The sequence below is a fragment of the Mesorhizobium sp. M0923 genome, assembly GCF_040319365.1.
Lineage (GTDB): Bacteria > Pseudomonadota > Alphaproteobacteria > Rhizobiales > Rhizobiaceae > Mesorhizobium.
In genome coordinates, this window is record NZ_JAMYNW010000012.1 from 137,997 (window position 1) to 158,227 (window position 20,231).

Annotated in this window: 18 protein-coding genes; 13 read left to right on the plus strand and 5 right to left on the minus strand. The window is 64.0% G+C overall.

The window, feature by feature from the left end; all coding sequences use genetic code 11:
• Positions 1-63 precede the first annotated feature (63 nt).
• The 5 genes from NKH89_RS21175 (at position 64) to NKH89_RS21195 (ending at position 4,732) form a co-directional block, all read left to right on the plus strand.
• Positions 64-1,368, plus strand: coding sequence for an ABC transporter substrate-binding protein (locus NKH89_RS21175; RefSeq protein ID WP_352909805.1), 1,305 nt, complete (start codon positions 64-66; stop codon positions 1,366-1,368).
• 86 nt (positions 1,369-1,454) lie between these two features.
• The gene (locus tag NKH89_RS21180) at positions 1,455-2,336 is read left to right on the plus strand and encodes a branched-chain amino acid ABC transporter permease (RefSeq protein ID WP_023718163.1); all 882 of its coding nucleotides are present in this window, start codon (positions 1,455-1,457) and stop codon (positions 2,334-2,336) included.
• A complete protein-coding gene (locus NKH89_RS21185) occupies positions 2,333-3,295 on the plus strand; it encodes a branched-chain amino acid ABC transporter permease (RefSeq protein WP_023718164.1) in 963 nt (320 codons plus the stop codon). The genes NKH89_RS21180 and NKH89_RS21185 overlap by 4 nt, the downstream gene beginning before the upstream one ends.
• Positions 3,292-4,020 carry an ABC transporter ATP-binding protein gene (locus NKH89_RS21190; protein ID WP_023718165.1) on the plus strand — a complete coding sequence of 243 codons (729 nt, stop codon included), beginning with the start codon at positions 3,292-3,294 and terminating at the stop codon, positions 4,018-4,020. Before NKH89_RS21185 ends, NKH89_RS21190 begins: the two co-directional genes overlap by 4 nt.
• Positions 4,013-4,732, plus strand: a complete 720-nt coding sequence (locus tag NKH89_RS21195) for an ABC transporter ATP-binding protein (protein WP_352484342.1) — start codon at positions 4,013-4,015, stop codon at positions 4,730-4,732. Before NKH89_RS21190 ends, NKH89_RS21195 begins: the two co-directional genes overlap by 8 nt.
• On the opposite strand, the gene NKH89_RS21200 is transcribed toward NKH89_RS21195, so the two are convergent.
• Positions 4,733-6,160, minus strand: coding sequence for a sodium:proton antiporter (locus NKH89_RS21200; RefSeq protein ID WP_023718167.1), 1,428 nt, complete (start codon positions 6,158-6,160; stop codon positions 4,733-4,735). It abuts the gene before it with no gap.
• 40 nt (positions 6,161-6,200) lie between these two features.
• Positions 6,201-6,800 carry a bifunctional nicotinamidase/pyrazinamidase gene (gene pncA / locus NKH89_RS21205; RefSeq protein WP_352909809.1) on the minus strand — a complete coding sequence of 200 codons (600 nt, stop codon included), beginning with the start codon at positions 6,798-6,800 and terminating at the stop codon, positions 6,201-6,203.
• 272 nt (positions 6,801-7,072) lie between these two features.
• Here pncA and NKH89_RS21210 point away from each other — a divergent pair, with 272 nt between their 5' ends.
• The 6 genes from NKH89_RS21210 to NKH89_RS21235 are packed head-to-tail and all read left to right on the plus strand — an operon-like array spanning position 7,073 to position 14,134.
• Positions 7,073-7,933 (plus strand): FAD binding domain-containing protein, encoded by an 861-nt coding sequence (locus NKH89_RS21210; RefSeq protein ID WP_352484341.1) that lies wholly within the window; start codon positions 7,073-7,075, stop codon positions 7,931-7,933.
• Positions 7,933-10,686, plus strand: coding sequence for a molybdopterin-dependent oxidoreductase (locus NKH89_RS21215; protein WP_352790254.1), 2,754 nt, complete (start codon positions 7,933-7,935; stop codon positions 10,684-10,686). The genes NKH89_RS21210 and NKH89_RS21215 overlap by 1 nt, the downstream gene beginning before the upstream one ends.
• The gene (locus tag NKH89_RS21220) at positions 10,683-12,224 is read left to right on the plus strand and encodes a 6-hydroxynicotinate reductase (RefSeq protein WP_352484339.1); all 1,542 of its coding nucleotides are present in this window, start codon (positions 10,683-10,685) and stop codon (positions 12,222-12,224) included. Before NKH89_RS21215 ends, NKH89_RS21220 begins: the two co-directional genes overlap by 4 nt.
• Positions 12,224-13,099, plus strand: a complete 876-nt coding sequence (locus tag NKH89_RS21225) for a UPF0280 family protein (RefSeq protein WP_352484338.1) — start codon at positions 12,224-12,226, stop codon at positions 13,097-13,099. The genes NKH89_RS21220 and NKH89_RS21225 overlap by 1 nt, the downstream gene beginning before the upstream one ends.
• Positions 13,092-13,676, plus strand: coding sequence for an amino acid synthesis family protein (locus tag NKH89_RS21230; RefSeq protein WP_023718173.1), 585 nt, complete (start codon positions 13,092-13,094; stop codon positions 13,674-13,676). The genes NKH89_RS21225 and NKH89_RS21230 overlap by 8 nt, the downstream gene beginning before the upstream one ends.
• On the plus strand, positions 13,673-14,134 hold the full coding sequence (locus tag NKH89_RS21235; protein WP_352484337.1) for a MarR family winged helix-turn-helix transcriptional regulator: 462 nt from the start codon (positions 13,673-13,675) through the stop codon (positions 14,132-14,134). The genes NKH89_RS21230 and NKH89_RS21235 overlap by 4 nt, the downstream gene beginning before the upstream one ends.
• A gap of 69 nt (positions 14,135-14,203) precedes the next feature.
• On the opposite strand, the gene NKH89_RS21240 is transcribed toward NKH89_RS21235, so the two are convergent.
• The 3 genes from NKH89_RS21240 to NKH89_RS21250 are packed head-to-tail and all read right to left on the minus strand — an operon-like array spanning position 14,204 to position 18,023.
• The gene (locus NKH89_RS21240; protein WP_023718175.1) at positions 14,204-15,169 is read right to left on the minus strand and encodes a substrate-binding domain-containing protein; all 966 of its coding nucleotides are present in this window, start codon (positions 15,167-15,169) and stop codon (positions 14,204-14,206) included.
• A complete protein-coding gene (locus NKH89_RS21245; RefSeq protein WP_023718176.1) occupies positions 15,166-16,479 on the minus strand; it encodes an ABC transporter permease in 1,314 nt (437 codons plus the stop codon). The genes NKH89_RS21240 and NKH89_RS21245 overlap by 4 nt, the downstream gene beginning before the upstream one ends.
• Positions 16,476-18,023, minus strand: coding sequence for a sugar ABC transporter ATP-binding protein (locus NKH89_RS21250; protein ID WP_352909813.1), 1,548 nt, complete (start codon positions 18,021-18,023; stop codon positions 16,476-16,478). Before NKH89_RS21250 ends, NKH89_RS21245 begins: the two co-directional genes overlap by 4 nt.
• Positions 18,024-18,276: 253 nt before the next feature.
• Here NKH89_RS21250 and NKH89_RS21255 point away from each other — a divergent pair, with 253 nt between their 5' ends.
• Both NKH89_RS21255 and NKH89_RS21260 read left to right on the plus strand, forming a co-directional pair.
• Positions 18,277-19,296, plus strand: a complete 1,020-nt coding sequence (locus tag NKH89_RS21255) for a LacI family DNA-binding transcriptional regulator (RefSeq protein ID WP_352484335.1) — start codon at positions 18,277-18,279, stop codon at positions 19,294-19,296.
• 254 nt (positions 19,297-19,550) lie between these two features.
• Entirely contained in the window at positions 19,551-20,174 is a 624-nt protein-coding gene (locus NKH89_RS21260) for a L,D-transpeptidase (RefSeq protein ID WP_352484334.1), read from the plus strand.
• Positions 20,175-20,231: the final 57 nt, after the last annotated feature.

A 20,231-nucleotide genomic window follows, 5' to 3' on the forward strand; every position in this document is an offset into this window, starting at 1 on the left:
TTAGCAAGAGTGGCCCGCCTCGCTACAGCCATTGGTCAAAGCTCAAAAACAAGGGGAACTGCCGTGACTGACAAGAATGGGTTTTTCGATCTCTCCAGATCCGCTCTCACCCGCCGCACGGCGCTGAAGGTCCTTGCCGCCGGCGCCGGTCTTGCCGTCGCGCCGGGCTTCGTGCGCTACAGCCAGGCGCAGAGCTCGGCGCCGATCAAGATCGGCTTCCAGTCGCACCGCACCGGCATCGGCGCCGCCTATGGCCGCTGGTACGAGAAGACCACGGCCGCGGCGGTCAAGGCGATCAACGATGCCGGCGGCATCAACGGCCGGCCGGTCGAGGTGATCATCGAGGATGACGGCACCGATCCCGGCCGGGGCGCCGAAGTGGTCGGCAAATTCGCCTCCCAGCACAAGACCGACATCGTCTACGGCACGCTGTTTTCGCATGTCGTCATCGGCTCGGCGCCGGCCGCCGGCGAGGCCAAGATGCCCTATTTCGTCGTCAGTGAAGGTCACCACGTCGCGTCGACCAAATTGAACCGCTACGTCTTCCAGCCCGGCATCACCGACGTGAAGAGCCAGATCCAGTCGATGGCGCCGTGGATTGCCGCCAATGCCGGCAAGAAGGTGACGCAGATATTCCCCGATTTCGCTTTCGGCTACGATCATCGCGACTACCTGCCGCCGGCGCTGAAGGCGCAAGGCGCAGAGGTCATCGCGCAGATCGCCATCCCGCCGACGGAATCCTCCTTCACCAAATATTTTCCGCAGATCCCGGCCGAGACCGAGGTGATTTACCACGTCATGGTCGGCCCGGCGGTGCTCACCTTCGTCAAGGAACTCGGCGAGTTCTACGGCTCCAACCGGCCGCAATTGTTCGGCTTCATCGATTCGCTCGAAGCCACCGACATCAACAGCCCCGGCCTCGAATTCCTCGACGGCAGCCATTTCTGGGAAGGCTCGCCACGTTATGCGCAGCCCGATGACTCCCCTGCACAGAAGGCCTATCGTGCCGCCGTCGGCGTCGACGACAATGGTGCATCTGTCGGCGATCCCAAGGACGTCTCCACCGCCGCGCACATGTTCGGCTGCTGGGAAACGCTCTACGTCGTCAAGAAGGCGATGGAGGATGCCGGCTATAAGGGCCCGGAAGACCGCGCCAAGCTGGTCGAGGCGACCGAGGCGTTGACCGAGTTCGCCGAGGGGCCCGAGCATCCGCAGGGACCGAAAACCTTCAACGGCAAGATCCACCAGTGTTTTGGTATCCAGAACATCTCCAAGGTCGAAGGCGGCCGGCTCAATGTCGTCCACAAGACCAAGATCGAGGACGGCCTCTACGAGCCGGAAGGGGATTACACGACGCAGGCGCTGTGAGCTTGGCTGCTGCAGCAAGCGTGAGCGCCAAGACACCCCCCTCTGGCCAGAGGGGGGTGCTTCGCGCATCCGCCGGTGCTTAGCCGATGCACTTCGGACCCCACCTGCTCCTCGCCGCCCTCGAAGGCCTCGTCACCTCCGCCGTCCTGGCGCTGACGGCGCTTGGCCTGTCGCTGGTGTTCGGCGTCATGCGCGTCGTCAATGTCGCGCATGGCGAGTTCTTCATGCTGGGCGCGGTGCTTGCCTGGGCGATTTCTACGGCGATATCCGGCCATCCGGCGCTCGGCTTCCTGGCCGCCCTGGTGCTGGCGCCGCTGATCGTCGGCTTGATCGCACTGCTCGCCGAACGGCTGGTCCTGCGCCGGCTCAACTACAATCCGGAAGCCACCATCGTCGCCACCATCGGCATGCTCTACATCATCCAGCAATTGGCGCTGACCTTCTACGGCCCGGAGGCGCGGCCTGTGGAGCCGCCGTTCAGCTACCGCATCCTCCTGCCGTGGTTCGGCTATTCCGGCTACAAGCTGTCGATCATCGCCGCATCCGCGCTGCTTCTGGTCGCGACCTGGCTGGTGCTGACGCGCACGAAAATCGGCCTCATCATGCGCGCCACGCAATATGACAGCGAGACGGCGCAGGCCTTTGGCATTCCGGTGACCAGAGTCTATGCCGGCGTCTTCGCGCTCGGCGCCATGTTGGCGGCTGTGGCCGCGGTGCTGATCGTGCCGATCAGCCAGGCCCACTATCTGATGGGACAAGACCCGCTGTTGCTGTCGTTCATCGTCGTCATCATCGGCGGCCTCGGCTCGCTGCGCGGCACGGTCGTCGCCGCGGTGCTGATCGGCCTTTCCGACGGCATCATCTCGGTGTTCTTCTCACCGACGCTGGCCAAGATCATCGCCACCTTGCTCGTCGCCATGGTGCTGGTGTTCCGGCCGCAGGGCCTGTTCGGGACGGCATCGCGATGAAGGATGCTTCGCCGGCAAAGCCATATGCGCTGCACCTCGGCGTCATCGCCCTGCTTTTCGCCCTGAGCTTCGTCTTGCCGGAATACCATCACGGCCTGCTCGCTCGCATCATGGTGCTGGCGGTCTTCGCCATGGGCTACAATCTGCTGTTCGGCTATGTCGGGCTGCTCAGCCTCGGCCATGCCATGTTTTTTTCCGCCGGGCTCTATGGCGCCGGCCTCGCCGTCATTCATCTCGGCTGGAGCGTATCGGCCGCCTTTGCAGCCGGGCTTGCCTGCGGCGCACTTCTCGCGCTGGTGATCGCGCTGCTGGCGCTGCGCACCTCCGGCGTCGCCTTCATGATCGTAACAATGATGTTCGCTCAGGTATTCTATCTCGTCATCCTCTATCTCGCCGCCTGGACCGGCGGCGACCAGGGCATGGTCGTACCGCAGTCGATGCGTGTCCTTGTCCTGGGCAGCACGTCGCTCGACCTCACCAACCCGACCGTGCGCTATATGAGCGCGCTGGCGCTGTTCTCGATCGTGCTGCTTATAAGCCTGGCCATAGTCCGCTCCGGCTATGGCCGCGTGCTGGTCGCCATCCGCGAGAACGAGGAGCGGACAAAAATGCTCGGCTACGATACGTTTTCCAACAAGCTCGCCGCCGTCATCGTCTCCGGCACCATCTGCGCGGGTTCCGGCGCCGCCTATGCGCTGCTGTTCGGCTATGTCGGCTCGAGCTTCGCTTCGGTGCAGTATTCCATCCTGCCGCTGCTCTGGGTGCTGCTGGGCGGTGCTGCCACCACGCTCGGGCCGCTGATCGGCACGCTGTTCATGTACTATGTCATCGACGTCGCTAGCGGCTACACCTCCGCCTATCTGCTGATCGTCGGCATCGCGCTGATCCTGCTGGTTTTGTTTTTCCCAAAAGGCATTCTCGGCAGCATTCGCCAGCGCTGGCTCGGATGGCTGCCATGATGCCGCTTTTGACCACCAAAGACCTGTCGCGCAGTTTCGGCGGCTTGCGCGCCGTCGACGGCGTCGACTTCGCGCTGATGCCGGGCGAGATCCGCGCTGTCATCGGCCCCAACGGTGCCGGCAAGACCACCTTCGTCAGCCTGGTCAGCGGCCGCATCCAGCCCTCGTCGGGCACGATCATCTTCGACGGCGCCGATATCACCAGCCTGCCTGCCTACGCCAGGGTTCGCCTTGGCATCGCCTATACATTCCAGATCACCAGCGTCTTTGCCAATCTCAGCGCCTACGACAATGTTGCCCTGCCGGTGCAGCGCACGCTGACCGACAGCCGCTCGAAGGGCGCGGTTCACACCGGCGTCATGGCGGCGCTCGAGCGCACCGGACTTGCCGACTGGGCGCAAATGCCGGCCGGGCAGTTGTCCTACGGTCACCAGCGCCTGTTGGAAGTGGCGATGGGGCTGGCACTGAAGCCGCGGCTGCTGATCCTCGACGAACCGACGCAAGGGCTGGCCGACAGCGAGATCGACAATTTCATCGAGCTGGTGCGCGAGATCGCCGATAGCGCCACCGTGCTTTTGATCGAGCACAACATGCCGGTGGTCATGCAGCTCGCCGACCGCATCACCGTCTTCAACGCCGGCAGGATTTTAGCTGAAGGCACGCCCGAGCAGATCCGCGCCAATGCCGCGGTGCAGGACGCCTATCTGGGGACGACCCATGGCTGAGGCCCAGTCCAGGGCACTGACGATCTCCGGGCTTGATTGCTTCTATGGCGAGGTCCAGGTGCTCTATGGCCTCGATCTCGTCTTGAGCGAGGGCGAGGTGCTCTGCCTGTTCGGCCGCAACGGCGCCGGCAAGACGACGACGCTGAAGGCGATCATGGGCCTGGTGCCGGCAAGCGCCGGCTCGATCCGGCTCGAAGGGCGGGAATTGACCGGCCTGCCGGCGCACGAGGTGCCCAAGGCCGGCGTCGCCTATGTGCCGCAGGGCCGGCGGCTGTTCGCCGAGATGACGGTGGCTGAAAACATCGAGATCGGCCTGATGGCCCGCAACAAGGGCAAGGCGACGCGCGAAAACGTGCTCGATCTCTTCCCGCTGCTGCGCCAGCGCCTTAGGCAGCGTTCTGGCACGCTATCGGGCGGCGAGCAGCAGATGCTGGCCATGGCCCGCGCCCTGTGTCTGGAACCACAGGTGCTCCTACTCGACGAGCCGACCGAAGGGCTGATGCCGTCGATGATCGCCAAGATCCGCGAAACCGTTTCGAAGCTGCGTGCGCTTGGCGTGTCGACAATCCTTGTCGAGCAGCGCGTCGATGCCGTGCTCTCGGTCGCAGACCGCGTTTGCTTCATCGAAAACGGCCGCAACCGCGAGACGGTCGACGTTGAGGAACTGCGTGCTGATCCCTCGGCGGTCCGCCGCTATGTCGGCGTCGGCTGATCAGGCAAAAAACAGCAAGCCGGCGAGCAGGAAAGTCGGGATCAGCACGGCGCCCGACCACGCCATGTAGCCAAAGAAGCTCGGCATCTTGATGCCGCGATGCCTGGCAATGGCATAGACCATGAAATTCGGCGCATTGCCGACATAGGTGTTGGCACCCATGAACACCGCGCCGGCCGAGATCGCCGCCAGCGTCGAGGCGAGCTCGGTCATCAGATGCTGCGCATCGCCGCCGGCCAGCTCGAAGAACACCAGATAGGTCGGCGCATTGTCGAGGAAGGACGACAGCGCCCCGGTCAGCCAGAAATAAGCGAGATTGTCGGGCGCGCCGGTCGGCGAGCTGACCAGCAGCACCAACGGCGCCAGCGCGCCGTCGAGGCCGGCCCGCAATATGGCGACGACCGGCACGATGCAGATGAAGATGCTGGCGAACAGCTTCGCCACCTCGGCAATCGGCCCCCAGCTGAAGGCGTTTGCGCCGCGAAACTCCTTTGGCGAGACGACAAGCGACGTGAAGGCCAGTATCAGGATGGCGGCGTCGCGCACCAGATTCTGCAGCTCGAGGCTGACGCCCTGAAAAGAGAAACTCACTCCCGGCTTCCAGGCAGCGGAAATCAGGATCGCGGCGATCACCCCTGCCAGCAGCGGGATGTTGGCCAGGCCGCGAATGCGCACCTTGCTGTCGGGCGTCGGATCCTTGATCTTCGGCGCGCCTTCCTCCCGGTGATGCATGATGATGTCGATCGCCAGGAAAACCGCCAGCACCACGCCGGCGACGAACAGTGTCTCGGGCAACAGGTGAACTGTCGTCCAGAAGAAATCGACGCCGCGCAGGAAGCCGACGAACAGCGGCGGATCGCCGAGCGGCGTCAGCGACCCGCCGATGTTGGACACCAGGAAGATGAAGAAGATGACGACATGGGCGTTGAAGCGCCGGTTGTCGTTGGCGCGGATGAGCGGCCGGATCAGGATCATCGAGGCGCCGGTTGTGCCGATGATCGAAGCAAGCACAGCGCCGCCCAGCAACAGCCCGGCATTGACCAGCGGCGTGCCGTGGATGTTGCCGGCAACGAAGATGCCGCCCGAAATGGTGAACAGTGCGAACAACAGGATGATGAACGACATGTATTCGGTGAGCAGCGCGTGCAGCACCGCCTGCGTTGCCGACGGGATGCCGAAGGCGAGCGCCAGCGGCCCGATCACCAACGCTGCCCAGAAAGCGGCAATCTTGCCGTAATGGTGCTCCCAGGCATGACGGAAGAGCAACGGCCCGGTCGCGATGCAAAGCAATAGCCCGGCAAACGGCAGCACCCACCACAGCGACATGGCGGCGCCCGGCAATTCGTGCGCTTCGGCCGCGAGAACCGCTCCCGGAGAAAAGATTGCGGCAATCAGTGCAGCACTTGCCGTCAACGCCGCAAACCGCATGGAGCCCCTCAAAAGTCTGTCAGGTTCGGCTGGATGACGTTCAAATCAGTGCCACGCCGGCATCGCGCATCCGGCCCAGCATCCTCTCCACGGAGCCGTTGAGATCGATGCCGCGGCAGGCGTCGAGCCGCACGGACGTCTCAAAACCGAGCTTGACCGCGTCGAGCGCCGAAAAGGCGACGCAGAAATCCGTCGCTAGGCCGACCAGGGTCAGCGTCTCGATGTTCCGATCCCGAAGATAGCCGGCAAGGCCGGTCGGCGTCGTCCGGTCGTTCTCGAAGAATGCCGAATAGCTGTCGATCGCAGGACGGAACCCTTTGCGGATCACCAGCTCGGCCTTGCTCCAGGCGAGGCCCGAATGGAAATCCGATCCCAGGCTGCCCTGGATGCAGTGATCCGGCCACAGCGTCTGGTGGCCATAAGGCACATCGATCCTTTCGAACGGTTGCTTGCCGGGGTGGCTGGAGGCAAAGCTGGAATGGCCGGCAGGGTGCCAGTCCTGCGTCAGCAGGACGTGCTCGGTCCGCCGGATCAGGTCGTTGACCAACGGCACGATTTCGTCGCCGCCAGCCACTTCCAGGGCGCCACCCGGGCAGAAATCGTTCTGCAGGTCGATGACGACAAGCGCTTCGTCGGCCATGGAGCCTCCTTATTTTCTTGGTCTTGAGCTTAGGCGCCAATGAAAACGCGACCGGACGCAGAAACTTGACCAGATGGCCGGCTGCGTCAACCTCTCACGGCATAACAAATGCGTTCCGGGCGCACCGGTGCCCATAGCCGTGCAAACTCTGGCTTTGACAATTCCTGCCGGCTTGATATCATTTGCATACGAATGAATTTCCTGCCTTGCATGCTCGGGAAAATCTTTCGGCAGGATCCCCTCTCGGGAAGTCCATTCTGGGAAGGCAAAGCGTGATCCGTTACGCAAAACCCACCACGGTCGACGACGCCCTCGCTTTGCTGGGCGAAGGACAATGGCGCATCCTCGCCGGCGGCACCGACTTCTATCCGGCACAGGGCAGCAAGCCTTTCCGCGACAATGTCCTCGACATCAATGGCTTGGCGGCATTGCGCGGCATTGCCGAAGCCGAGAACCATTGGCTCGTTGGCGCGCGCACCACCTGGACCGATCTCGTCCGCCATCCGCTGCCGGCGGCTTTCGACGCGCTGAAGCAGGCGGCGCGGGAAGTCGGCTCGGTGCAGATCCAGAACGTTGCCTCGATTGCCGGCAATCTTTGCAATGCCTCGCCGGCCGCCGACGGCGTGCCGGCGCTGCTGGTGCTCGACGCCGAGGTCGAACTGCGTTCCTCGGTGGCGACCCGGCATCTGCCCCTTGCAGAATTCATCCTCGGCAACCGTCGCACCGCTCTGCAGCCCGGCGAAATGGTCACGGCAATCCGCATTCCCAAACCCGCGACCGCCGGCAGCTCCGCCTTCGTGAAGCTTGGCGCACGGCGTTATCTCGTCATCTCCATCGCCATGGCCGCCGCACGCCTGGCCATCGAAGATGGCATCGTCAGGAACGCGGTCGTCGCCGTCGGGTCCTGCTCGGTCGTCGCCAGGCGCTTGGCGGGCGTCGAGGCGGCGCTGCGCGGCCGTCCGGTCGGCCCCGCGCTGGCCACTGCCATCCAATCCGCGCCAATGGACGATCTGTCGCCGATCGGCGACGTGCGCGGCAGCGCCGAATACCGGCTGGATGCGGCGCGCGAGATCGTCGTCCGCGCCGTGCTTGGTGCGATGGGCGCTATTCCCGGCGAAAGGGCGGCGGCCTGATGGGCATGGAGCGAGCCAACATCGCCTTCGAGGTCAACGGCGCCGCCGTCAGCGTTTGCGTACCGCCGGTGCGACGGCTGTCCGCGGTGCTGCGCGACGAGCTGCGGCTGACCGGCACCAAGATCGGCTGCGATGCCGGCGATTGCGGCGCCTGCACGGTGCTGGTCGACGGCGAGCCGGTCTGCGCCTGCCTGACGCCGGCGGCTTCCGCCTCCGGCACCGTGGTAACGACCGTCGAAGGTCTCGCCAACGGCAGGCTGTCGGCGCTGCAGGCCTCGTTCCTCAGCCATGGCGCAGCACAGTGCGGCGCCTGCACGCCCGGCCTGCTGGTCGCCGCAACGGCACTCCTGGACAGGACGCCTTACCCGACCGAGGCCGAAACGCAGGATGCACTGGGCGGTGTTCTCTGCCGCTGCACTGGTTACCGCAAGATCGTCGCCGCGGTGATGGATGCTTCGCGCCATGCCGACGGTCTCGATCCGCGCCTGCCACGATCCGGCCATGCCGTGGGCTCCTCTCCGATCCGCCTCGATGGCGTGCCGAAAGTCACCGGCGTCGAGAAATTCGGCGGCGATTCCTTCCCCACGGATGCACTGTCAGTGCTGGTCGTCCGCTCGCCGCATTATCATGCCGCTTTCACTTTTGGCGATCTCGGCAGCTGGGTGAAATCCTGTCCCGGCATTGCCGGCGTCTTTACCGCCGCCGATATCCCGGGAAAGAATTGTTTCGGCGTCATTGCCCCCTTCGCCGACCAGCCGGCGCTTGCCGAAGGATTTTCGCGCTTTCGCGGCGAGGCGGTGGCCCTGGTTGCCGGCGAACGCGAGGCTATCCTCGATCTCGACCTTGCCGATTTTCCTGTCAGTTGGACCGAATTGCCGCATTGTCTGGACCCTTGCGAAGCACAGGCCAGCGGCGCGCCACTGGTCCATGAAAACCGGCCCTCGAACTTGCTCACCTCCGGCTTCGTCGAGCGTGGCGACCCCGAGGCCGCCCTTGCCGGTGCGGCTTTCGTCGTTTCCGGCGCCATCGACACCTCCTATGTCGAGCATGCCTATATCGAACCGGAAGCCGGCTATGCCTTCATGGACGGCGATACGCTGGTCGTCGTCGCCTGCACGCAGGCCCCCTATATGGACCGCGACGACACGGCAAAAGTGCTCGGCCTTGCCCCGGAAAAGGTGCGCATCGTGCCGACCGCCACCGGCGGCGGCTTCGGCTCCAAGCTCGATGTCTCGCTGCAACCGCTCATCGGCCTCGTCGCCATGAAAACCGGCCGGTCGGCGGCACTCGCCTATACCCGCACCGAATCGATGATCTCGACCACCAAGCGCCATCCCGCTCGGATGAGAGCGAGCATCGGCGCCGATGCCGACGGCCGCGTCACCGGCATGGTCTTCGCCGGCGATTTCAACACCGGCGCCTATGCCAGCTGGGGGCCGACGGTCGCCAACCGCGTGCCGGTGCACGCCTCCGGCCCCTATGCGACGCCGAACTATCGCGCCGAAGGCCGCGCCATCCACACCAATGGCCCGATTGCCGGCGCCTTTCGCGGTTTCGGCGTGCCGCAGGCGACGATCATGCAGGAGACCCTCTATGACGAGTTGGCCGACAAGCTAGGCATGGACCGGCTCGACTTTCGCCTGAAGAACTGCCTTCGGAACGGATCCGAAACAGTTACCGGGCAGCGGCTCGAGTCAGGCGTCGGCATCGCCGACTGCCTGGAGGCCCTCCGCTCACATTGGCGGCGTGCCCTTCGTGATGCCGAAGCGTTCAATGCCGGTAGCAGCATCAAAAAACGCGGCGTCGGCGTGGCCTCTTGCTGGTACGGCTGCGGCAACACCTCGCTGCCCAATCCGTCGACCGTCAAGGTCGGCATCTCGGTATCGGGTGAAGTCGTCCTGCATCAGGGGGCGGTCGATATCGGGCAAGGTTCGAACACTGTCATCGCGCAGATCTGCGCCGACGCGTTGGGGCTTCCGCTTGAAAAGCTCCGGCTGAAAGGCGCCGACACGGCGATCACCCCCGACGCCGGCAAGACATCGGCCTCGCGCCAGACCTTCGTCACCGGCAAGGCCGCCGAAAAGGCCGGCCGCGCCTTGCGCGATGAGATCTTGCGTTTCGCCAATGTCTCGGAAAAGGCGGCGATTGCGCTGGACGGCACAAGTCTGAGCATCGGGGAAGGCGAAGCGACGCGCCGCATCGATCTTTCCTCGCTGAAGGCAGACGCCGAAGGATTCGTCTTCCGGGCCGAGGAAAGCTACGACCCGCCGACGCAGCCGCTCGATGCAAAAGGTCAGGGCAAGCCTTACGCCGTCTATGGCTATGGCGCCCAGATCGCCGAACTGGAGGTCGACCTCAGGCTCGGCACCGTGAAGCTGATAAAAATCACCGCCGCGCACGATGTCGGCAAGGCCATCAATCCCTTGCTTGCCGAAGGCCAAATCGAGGGTGGCATCGCCCAGGGCATCGGCATGGCGCTGATGGAAGAATACATCCCCGGCCGCACCGAAAACCTGCACGACTATCTGATCCCGACGATCGGCGACGTGCCGCCGATCGAGACCATCTTGATAGAAGTTCCGGATCCGGAAGGACCCTTCGGCGCCAAGGGTTTGGGCGAGCATGTGCTGATCCCGACGGCGCCGGCGATCCTCAACGCCATACGCCATGCCGCCGGTGTGGTGGTCACCAAGATTCCGGCGACTCCGACCCGCATCCGCGCCGCCATCCTCGACAAGGAGGCGCGCCGATGAGCGAGCTTGCCGAACGCTTCGAGACACACGATCCCGGCGAGAAGCTGGTGGCGGAGAAGATCCGGTGCGATGCCTGTCCGGTCATGTGCTACATCGCCGATGGCCGCACCGGCGCCTGCGATCGCTACGGCAATGTTGGCGGCAGGATCGTGCGGATGGATCCGCTGACCATCCTCGACCACGCGGCCGAGACAGGCGGCGCGGTCGTGCCCTTTGCCGAGGAAGGCAAGGGCTGGGACGGCGAACTGGTCAACACCGGCCGCCGCTTCGTCACCGCGATCGGCGCCGGCACCACCTATCCCGACTACAAGCCGGCGCCCTTCATCGTCAGCCAGGAGGTCGAGGGCGTCGATCTGGTCACCGTCGTCACCGAGGGCATCTTCTCCTATTGCGGCGTCAAGGTGAAGATCGACACCGACCGTCATATCGGCCCCGAAACGGCAACGGTCCGTGCCGAAGGCGAGGCGATCGGCCATGTCACCACCGGCGAATACGGCTCGCAGATGCTGTCGCTGGGCGGCGTGCATCATTTGACCGGCGGCTCAAAGGCTGAAGGGCGCGCCACCTGTGATGCCATGCTCAGGCTGTGCAACCGCAAGCCGGTCGAGCTCGTCATCGACGGCGGCGCCACCGTCATCGTCGAAGCCGGCAAACCGCCTGTCATCGACGGCAAACTTGAGCAGCGCATGCGCGTCGGCTGCGGTTCGGCCACCATAGGCATGTTCGCCACCCAGTGGCGCGGCCTTGTCGACGAGGTGGTGGTGGTCGACGACCACATCACCGGCGTCGTCTCCGAGCATCAGGCGGGCAAGGTGCTTGGCTGGCAGGATACCGGCATCAAGATCATCGGCCGCCGTTCGACGCCGGGCCGCTATTTCAAGGTGTCGGAGCCCGGCCTCGGCTGGGGCGGCACCAATATCTCCGACCCGCTGTCGATCCTTGGTGAATGGAGCGCCAAAAAGGGTGCGCGCCCCGGCATGTCGCTGCTGATGGTCTCGACCACCGGTGAGCAATTCGCCTATTACGAGCTCGACGACGAATTGAAGCCGGTGCAGAAACCGTTCCCGGAGCGGCTGCGGAAGTCGGTTGAACTGATCGAGGACAATTGCGAGCCGGCGCTCTGCACCGTGCTTTTCGTCGGCGGCGCCGGCGGCTCGCTGCGCGCCGGCGTCACCGAGAACCCGGTCAATCTGACCCGCTCGGTGCAGGGCCTCAAGACCTATGTGACGGTCGGCGGCGCGCCGGTCTATGTCTGGCCGGGCGGCGGCATCACGCTGATGGTCGACGTCATCCGCGTGCCGGAAGGCGCCTTCGGCTATGTCCCGACGCCGGCGCTGGTGGCGCCCATCGAATTCACCATGCGCCGCGACGATTATGTCAGGCTCGGCGGCTATGAAGCCGAAATCCGCAGCGTCGACGATATCCTGGCCAAGGGCGGCGAGTATCTCAACCCGCGCCGCGGCAAGGCCGCACCTCGCGACAATCCCTGGCCGCCGCTGGTGCAGCTGCGGCGCGCGACGACAAATGGGGCAGGGTGATGAACGGCCCGCAGGCGCATTGGCTCGAGGACGGCCGAAGGCTTCACCTCAATCATGGGCCGATCGATCTGATCGTCGAGGCCTTCGGCGAGGCGAGCGAATGCCGCGCCGCCTATCATCAGGCGGCAACGCGCTTCCAGACAATCCTGCCCGAACTGGTCGAAGAGTTGCCCGAACTGCGTCGCCAGGCGCCGCTGCGTCCTCGCATGTTTGTCGGCCCGACGGCACGTCGCATGGAAGCGGCGGTCGTTCCGCTAGCGAAACAATTCATCACGCCGATGGCGGCCGTCGCCGGCTCGGTAGCCGACGAAGTGCTTGGCGTTCTGCTCGCCGGCCGCCGGCTCGAGCGCGCCTATGTCAACAATGGCGGCGACAGCGCGATCCATCTCGGCCACGGCCAGTCGATGACGCTTGCCATTGCCGGAACAGGTCACGGACTGGCAGACCGTCTCACGATCCGCGCCGAAGACGGGATCCGCGGCGTCGCAACAAGCGGCTGGCGCGGCCGGTCCTTTTCGCTGGGCATCGCCGACGCCGTCACCGTGCTGGCGCGGACGGGTGCTGAAGCCGACGCCGCCGCGACCTTGATCGCCAACGCCGTCGATCTGCCCGGTCATCCCGCCGTTACGCGCGTACGGGCGCGCGATCTCGCCCCGGACAGCGATCTGGGCGACCGACAGGTGACGCAAGACGTAGGGCCACTGTCCGCCGTCGAAATCGCTACCGCGTTGGACAGCGGGCTTGCCGTGGCGGAAGACTTTCGGCGGCGCGGCCTGATTGCCGCCGCGGCGCTTTTCCTCGACGGTCAGGCGCGCATCGCAGGTCCGATGGCGCTCGCCAATAAAGTTTTAGAGAGGGAAATTGCCCATGCCTGAGTTTCCGATCCGCAAGATCGCCGTGCTGACCGAAGAGATTTTTCACGAAGGCGGGCCGGTGGCGAAGGTGCCGCGGCGCCGCGCCGCGGCCATGGCCGTGGTGAAGAACCCGTTCGCCGGCCGTTACGTCGAGGAACTGCAGAGCGCGATGGAGGATTTGAAGCCGCTCGGGCTGCTGCTCTCCGACAGGCTCATTGCCGCATTGGGCGGCGACGTGAAACAGATCGACGGTTATGGCAAGGGTGCCATCGTCGGCGCGGCGGGCGAGCTGGAGCATGGCGCGCTGTGGCATGTGCCGGGCGGCTATGCCATGCGCGAACGGCTTGGCGACGCCAAGTCGATCGTGCCGTCGTCGAAGAAGGTCGGCGGCTTCGGCGCGCGGCTCGATGTGCCGCTCGGCCACATCAACGCGGCCTATGTGCGCAGCCATTTCGATGCCATGGAAATCGGCATCAGCGATGGCCCGCGTCCCGACGAGATCCTGTTTTGCCTCGCAATGACCTGCGGCCCGCGCGTGCATGACCGCATGGGCGGGCTGGCTGCCAAGGACATCAAGGCATGGGATGGGCTGAGGTGAGCGCCGAAGACAATCTGCTCAAGCTGGTCGAGGCCGAGGAACCTGACGAAAACGACTATCGCTTGCAGGAGCAGGTCGGCTTTATCCTGCGCAAGGCGCACCAGCGCCATGTCTCGATCTTCGCCGCACACATCGCCGATCTGACGCCGCCGCAATTTGCCGCCCTGGCCAAATTGCGCGACGTCGGCGAGACCTCGCAGAACCAGCTTGGCAGCCTGATCGCCATGGATGCGGCGACGGTGAAAGGTGTCATCGACCGGCTGAAAGCGCGAGGCTTTGTCGAACTTAGCAAACACGAAGTCGACAAACGGCGCCTGCTGGTCAATCTGACGGCCGAGGGGCGCGACTCGATCGAGCGGCTGATTCCGCTTGCCCGCGAGATTACGCAGGAAACGCTGGCACCGCTTTCCGCCAAGGAGGCTGCCATTTTCATGAAGCTGCTGGCCAAGCTGGCTTGAGCTGCCACCTGCCGAGCGTTTAGTTGTTACTCCTGCCGGGCGCTGAACGCCCGGCAGGAAAGCCTCGTCTCAGAGGCCGTTGTCCTTCAGGATCTGGGCAGCATTTTCCTTGGTGATCTTCTGCGTCGGCAGGATGATGGTCTTTTCCACCTTCTCGCCGTTCAGGAACTTGATCGCCTGCCGCAGCCCTTCGGCGCCCGGCGTCACATAAGTGAACGTCGCCGTCAGCTCGCCATTGGCGACGAGTTGCACGCCTTCATTGGGCAGGCCGTCGATGCCGATGAACTTGATGTCCTTCTCACGTCCGGCGTCCTTGGCGGCAAGATAGGCGCCATAGGCCATTGGATCATTGTGGCCGTAGACGAGATCGATCTTTTCGTTGTTGCGCAGCGCCGTGGCCATGATGTTGTAGGCCTGGTCCTGCTTCCAGTCGCCCGACTGCTGGTCGAGCAGGTTCTTGATACCCGGCTCCTTGTCGGTGAATTCATGGAAGCCGTCATGGCGGTCATGCGCCGGCTGGGTGCCCATGCCGCCCCAGATTTCGACGACGTTGCCGGCGGCCTTGCCCTTGCCGCCAAGCAGCTCGACGGCATATTCACCGGCAGCCCGGCCGATCAGCTTGTTGTCGCCGCCGACGAACTGCGTGTAGTCGTTGGTTTCGACGTTGCGGTCGAGCACGAAGACCGGGATCTTGGCATCGATCGCCTGCTGCACGACGCCGGTCAGGCCGGCGGACTCTTTCGGCGACACCAAGAGCGCATCGACCTCCTGACGGATCAGGTTTTCGACATCGGCGACCTGCTTCTCGGTCTTGTCCTCGCCGTCGGTTACGATCAGCTCGACTTCCGGATGCTTGGCCGCTTCGGCCAGGATGTCCTTGTTGAACTGGGCACGCCAGGGTTCGATGGTCGTAACCTGCGAGAAGCCGATTTTCCATTTCTTGTCCTGCGCGTGGGCACCGCTGGCAAGCATCGCGGTCGTGGTCAGGAGTGCCGCTGTCAGCGCGGCAAGCTTCAACAATTCACGTCGTTTCATTTCTTGTTTCCTCCAATATTCAGAGACGCTGTCTCTTGCGACGGCCGCTTTGCCGCGGCCGTTTCCTTGTGCGCTTGCCCACCGGGCAATCGCAGATAGAAGAGAAGATCGCCGGCATTGCGCTCCTGTACGAGCACGGTACCGATGATGATCATCCCCTTCAGCACCAGCTGAAGGTTCGAATTGATGTTGTGCAGCTGCAGGATGTTGGAGAGCAGCCCGAAGATCAGCACGCCGCAGAACGTCCCGGTGAGGCTGCCGCGTCCGCCCATCAGGCTGGTGCCGCCGATGACCACGGCGGCAATCGCGTCGAGCTCCAGCCCGGCGCCGGCGTCCGGCTTGCCTTGCCGGTATTGCGCGACATAGAGCACCGCCGCGATGCCGGCCAGCAGCCCCGAAACCGCGTAGGTGGCGATCTTGACGCGGCCGGCGGCGATGCCGGACAGCCGGGCCGCTTCCTCATTGCCGCCGATGGCATAGACATAGCGGCCAAACGGCGTGAAGCGCAGCACGGCGCCGTAGATCAGGATCGCGCCGAGGAAGAACAGGCCCGGCATCGGAATCACGCCGAACACCAGCGAGCGCAGCATTTCGAAATCGGCCGTGGCGTTCGAACCGGTATAGACCGGCAGCACCGCATTGTTTTGGCCGGCGGTCAGCCGGGCGATGCCGAGCGCAGTGACCATCATCGCCAGCGTCACGATGAAGGGCTGCAGCCGCCCGGCGACGATGATGAAGCCGTTGAGCGCGCCGAACAGCAGGCCAACGCAAGGCGCCACCAGCAACACGCCGAGCACGCCGAATTTTGAACCTACCTGGGGCAGCAGGAACCACAGCACCAGACTGCACAGGATCACCCCGACAATGCCGGGGGTAACCAGCCCACGAACGCTATCCAACCTGATGTCGTGCGTGGCCTGCGCGCCGGCGCGGGATTTTTCGATGTTCAGCAGGATGAAACGAGTGACGAGAATGCCGAGGCAAAGGGCTGCCACGGCAACTGTCGGCACCCCCAGCACCACCGCCGGCGTCACGCCGGGGACCGTCAGCAGCATGGCACAGACCACCGTGCAGATCGCCATCAGCGAGCCGACGGAAAGGTCGATACCGCCAGTGATGATTACCGCCGTCATGCCAGTGGCAATCAGCCCCGTGGTCGACACCTGGCGCAGCACATCGAGCAGGTTGCCGTAGGACAGGAAGATGTTGTTGCCCTTGGAGCTGATCGGCGAGCCAAGCACGCCGATCAGGAAGATTGCGATCAGGCCCCAATAGAGCTTCGTCCGGGACAGGATATGCAAAATGCTCATGCAGCAGGCCTCGTCATGGTCCGTCGCGGCGCTGCAAGCCGCATGATGGCCTCCTCGCTGGCTTGCGCGCGGGACAGGATTCCCGTCTGGCGGCCATCGGCCATGACCAGGATACGGTCGGAAAGATGCAGCAGCTCCGGCAATTCCGAGCTGATGACGGCGATCGCCAGCCCGTCTCGCGCCAGCTTGAAGATGAGATCGTAGATTTCCCGCTTGGCGCCGACATCGATGCCGCGCGTCGGCTCGTCGAGCAGCAGCACCCGTGGCCTCGTCGCCAGCCATTTGCCGATGACGACCTTCTGCTGGTTGCCGCCGGACAGCGTGCCGGCCGGCTGCTCGACGGTTTCGCAGCGAATACCGAGCGCCTTGACGGCGTCCCGTGCCAGCCCTTGCTCGCCGGCCAGCGAGCGCAGGCCGAACCGCGCCAGCGCGCCGACCAGCGGCAGCGCGACATTGTCGGTGATCGAGGCCTCGAGATGCAGGCCTTGCGTCTTGCGGTCTTCTGTGACCAGGGCGATGCCGAGCCGGCGTGCATCGCGCGGCGAACGGATTTCTACTGCCTCGCCATCGAGTCTGATCTCACCGCCAGCACGTCCTCCGCTGGACCCGAAGATCGTTTCCAGGATTTCGGTACGGCCCGAGCCCAGCAGCCCGCCGATACCGAGGATTTCTCCTGCGGCAAGATCGAAGCTGACGCCGTCGAGCACGGTGCGCCAGCCATGGCGATTGGGCTTCGATAGCGACAGCTCGCTTACGGAAAGGATGGTGTTGCCACCGGGGATGCGGTGCTCCTGGGAGGAAGCAAGCAGGTTTCGCCCGACCATCGCCGAAATTATGGCGTCTTCGTCGAGCTTGTCCATCGTCTGCGTCAGGACGTGGCGTCCATCGCGAAACACGGTGACCCGGCTGGCCAGATGCATGACCTCGTCGATGCGGTGCGAAATGTAGACGATCGCCACGCCGCTATCGGCGAGCTGGCGGATGATGCGGAACAGCCGCTGGCATTCGGCTGGCGACAGCGCCGAGGTCGGCTCGTCCATGATCAGAATGCGCGCCGACATAGACAGCGCCTTGGCGATCTCGACCAGCTGCTGTTCGCCGACGCGCAAGGCACCGACGCGCGCATCCGGGTCGAGCTCGATGCCGAGCCTTTGCAAGAGCGCGCCGGCAGCGCGGCTGCTCGCCTTGCGGTCGACAATCAGCCCGGCGATCAGCTTCTCGCGGCCGAGAAAGATATTGTCCGCGACGCTGAGTTCGGGAACGAGGTTCAGCTCCTGGTGGATGATGGCGATGCCGGCGCGCTCGGCTTCGCGGACGCCGGCAAAGCGCACCGGATGGCCATCGATACTGACCGTTCCGTTATAGTCCGTATAGACGCCGGATAGTATCTTCATCAGCGTCGACTTGCCGGCGCCGTTCTCGCCCATCAGCGCATGGACCTCGCCGCGCCGCGGTTCGAAGCCGACATCGACAAGCGCGGCGATGCCGCCGAAGGACTTGGAGATGTGCTCGGCGCTCAGCACGATAGCCGAGCCGTCCGCCATAACGCCTTCCGCAGGGATGGAATTGCCGTGCTGCATGACAAGGACGGCCTCCCTCCGTCGTCACCGAACGCCTCAAACGCTAATCTAAACGTTTCGATCATGTCAAGCCAATATCTGGTGTCTAAGATTGTTCCATTTCAATTCTTGCGCAAAACCATAAGATTCCGTACGTATTGCTGCCGCGGAGTGGTGAAACGTTTCGAAAATGACAGCGTCAGGACGAAAAAAGCAGCGCAAATCCACTGCACCGACCATGCTTCACGTGGCCGAAGCGGCGCGTGTTTCCGTGGCCACCGTATCGGCGTTGATCAACGGCACCGCGACCGTCAGCCCCGAGCTCAGCCAGCGCATCGAACAGGCGATCCGCGACATCGGTTACAAGCGCAACGCCATCGCCCGCAGCCTCAAGATGGGCACCACACGCACCATCGGGCTCACCGTCCCACACATCACCAACCCGTTCTTTACCGACGTGGTTTCGGTGATCCAGCAGGCTTTCGACAGGGCCGGCTACGCCGTCATGCTGTGCTGCACCGACGAGCACCTGAACACGCAGGACGATCAGATCAGGCTGCTGCTCGACCGGAAGGTGGACGGGCTGATCGTCGCGCGTGTCGGCGACGGCGCGATCCTCAAAGGGATTGTCGACGACGCCAATGTGCCGGTCGTGCTACTCGACCGTGTTTGCCAGGGTGTCGACACCGATGCCGTCGTTCTCGACAATCAGCGCGCGGTGTTCGACGCCATCACTTATCTGATCGATCTCGGCCATCGGCGCATCGGCTACATCTCCGGCTCGTTCGATATCTCGCCGATGAATGACCGCATGGCGGGATACCGGGAAGCCCTCCAGACCGCGGGCCTGCCGGCCGAGCCCGAGCTCGTCCGCTTCGGCAATTTCCACGAAGTCGATGGCTACAACGCCACCATGCAGCTGCTTTCGCTGCACGACCGGCCGAGCGCCATCTTTTCGGCCAACAACCCGATGGTGATCGGCACGATGAAGGCCATCCGCGATATCGGCCTGTCCTGTCCGGAGGATATTTCGGTCGCCTGCTTCGACGATTTTCCGTGGTCGGATGTGTTCCGGCCGCAATTGACCACGGTCGCACAGCCGGTGCAGGCGATTGGCGAACAGGCGGCCAATCTGCTGCTCGACCGGCTCGCCGGCAACAGGGATGCGCCGCCGCGCAAGCTGACGCTCAAGGGACGCCTGATGATCCGCAATTCATGCCGGCCACTTGGCGCGATCGCACAAAGCGTCAGCGCGTAGCGCTTGGGCTCTGTTCAGAAACGTTGTAATGCCGGACGGACAGCGCTCCCCCTGTCCTGCCGACCCCGGCCCTTCGCAGCCGCTACGGGCGTTCGTCGTTCGAAAACCGAGCAATTGAAGGACGCGGCGCCGATCGAGCCAAGTGGGCAACAATCAGCCCGCCGACAAGCAGGAAAATCTTGGCAATCGAAGCATGTCGGATTAGGAATATGACGAGATGCGGCTGATCGCCTACACGGGCGCCGGCTTGAGTCATGTGCGTGAAATCGATCCTAATCGGGCTGGTACTTGCTGGGATGGTCGCATTCTTCGGCTGCACCACCGGCGGCGCATTAAAGACTTTCCCCTCGGCCTATGGTGGCCTCACCGACGCCGGTTTTCGCGTTCCGCCGGTTCCGATCTACAAGGTTGACCAAAAGTTCCTTCGGCAGACAGTGCCTTATGCGACTGAAGAGGCGCCTGGCACCATCATTGTCGATACAGGAGCGAAGTTCCTCTACTACGTGTTGGGAGACGGTCAGGCGCTGCGCTACGGAATCGGCGTTGGCAAGGCGGGCTTCGAGTGGCATGGCACTGCTCACGTTGCGAGGAAGCGCGAATGGCCGGATTGGAGCGCGCCGTCTGCGATGATCGTGCGCGAGCAGAAGCGGGGCCGCATCATACCGGCTCATATGGAGGGCGGACTCATGAACCCGCTCGGGGCGCGGGCGCTCTATCTTTTCAACGAGAAAGGTGACACTGGATATCGCCTGCACGGTAGCCCTGAATGGTGGTCCATCGGCAAAGCTGTGTCGGCGGGCTGCATTCGCCTCATGAACCAGGACATCATCGATCTCTATAACCGCTCCACAATCGGCACCAAGGTGATCGTCATTTAGTAGACGCCGCGTTTCCGTCTAACAGACGAGCATGACGGATCGAAAACTCTCCGCGTA

Bases quoted from the DNA above. Each gene is read 5' to 3' on its own strand.
- NKH89_RS21180 (WP_023718163.1), top strand. From the start codon at position 1,455: ATGCACTTCGGACCCCACCTGCTCCTCGCCGCCCTCGAAGGCCTCGTC.
- NKH89_RS21185 (WP_023718164.1), top strand. From the start codon at position 2,333: ATGAAGGATGCTTCGCCGGCAAAGCCATATGCGCTGCACCTCGGCGTC.
- NKH89_RS21190 (WP_023718165.1), top strand. From the start codon at position 3,292: ATGATGCCGCTTTTGACCACCAAAGACCTGTCGCGCAGTTTCGGCGGC.
- NKH89_RS21195 (WP_352484342.1), top strand. From the start codon at position 4,013: ATGGCTGAGGCCCAGTCCAGGGCACTGACGATCTCCGGGCTTGATTGC.
- NKH89_RS21200 (WP_023718167.1), bottom strand. From the start codon at position 6,160: ATGCGGTTTGCGGCGTTGACGGCAAGTGCTGCACTGATTGCCGCAATC.
- pncA (WP_352909809.1), bottom strand. From the start codon at position 6,800: ATGGCCGACGAAGCGCTTGTCGTCATCGACCTGCAGAACGATTTCTGC.
- NKH89_RS21215 (WP_352790254.1), top strand. From the start codon at position 7,933: ATGGGCATGGAGCGAGCCAACATCGCCTTCGAGGTCAACGGCGCCGCC.
- NKH89_RS21220 (WP_352484339.1), top strand. From the start codon at position 10,683: ATGAGCGAGCTTGCCGAACGCTTCGAGACACACGATCCCGGCGAGAAG.
- NKH89_RS21225 (WP_352484338.1), top strand. From the start codon at position 12,224: ATGAACGGCCCGCAGGCGCATTGGCTCGAGGACGGCCGAAGGCTTCAC.
- NKH89_RS21230 (WP_023718173.1), top strand. From the start codon at position 13,092: ATGCCTGAGTTTCCGATCCGCAAGATCGCCGTGCTGACCGAAGAGATT.
- NKH89_RS21240 (WP_023718175.1), bottom strand. From the start codon at position 15,169: ATGAAACGACGTGAATTGTTGAAGCTTGCCGCGCTGACAGCGGCACTC.
- NKH89_RS21245 (WP_023718176.1), bottom strand. From the start codon at position 16,479: ATGAGCATTTTGCATATCCTGTCCCGGACGAAGCTCTATTGGGGCCTG.
- NKH89_RS21250 (WP_352909813.1), bottom strand. From the start codon at position 18,023: ATGGCGGACGGCTCGGCTATCGTGCTGAGCGCCGAGCACATCTCCAAG.
- NKH89_RS21255 (WP_352484335.1), top strand. From the start codon at position 18,277: ATGCTTCACGTGGCCGAAGCGGCGCGTGTTTCCGTGGCCACCGTATCG.
- NKH89_RS21260 (WP_352484334.1), top strand. From the start codon at position 19,551: ATGTGCGTGAAATCGATCCTAATCGGGCTGGTACTTGCTGGGATGGTC.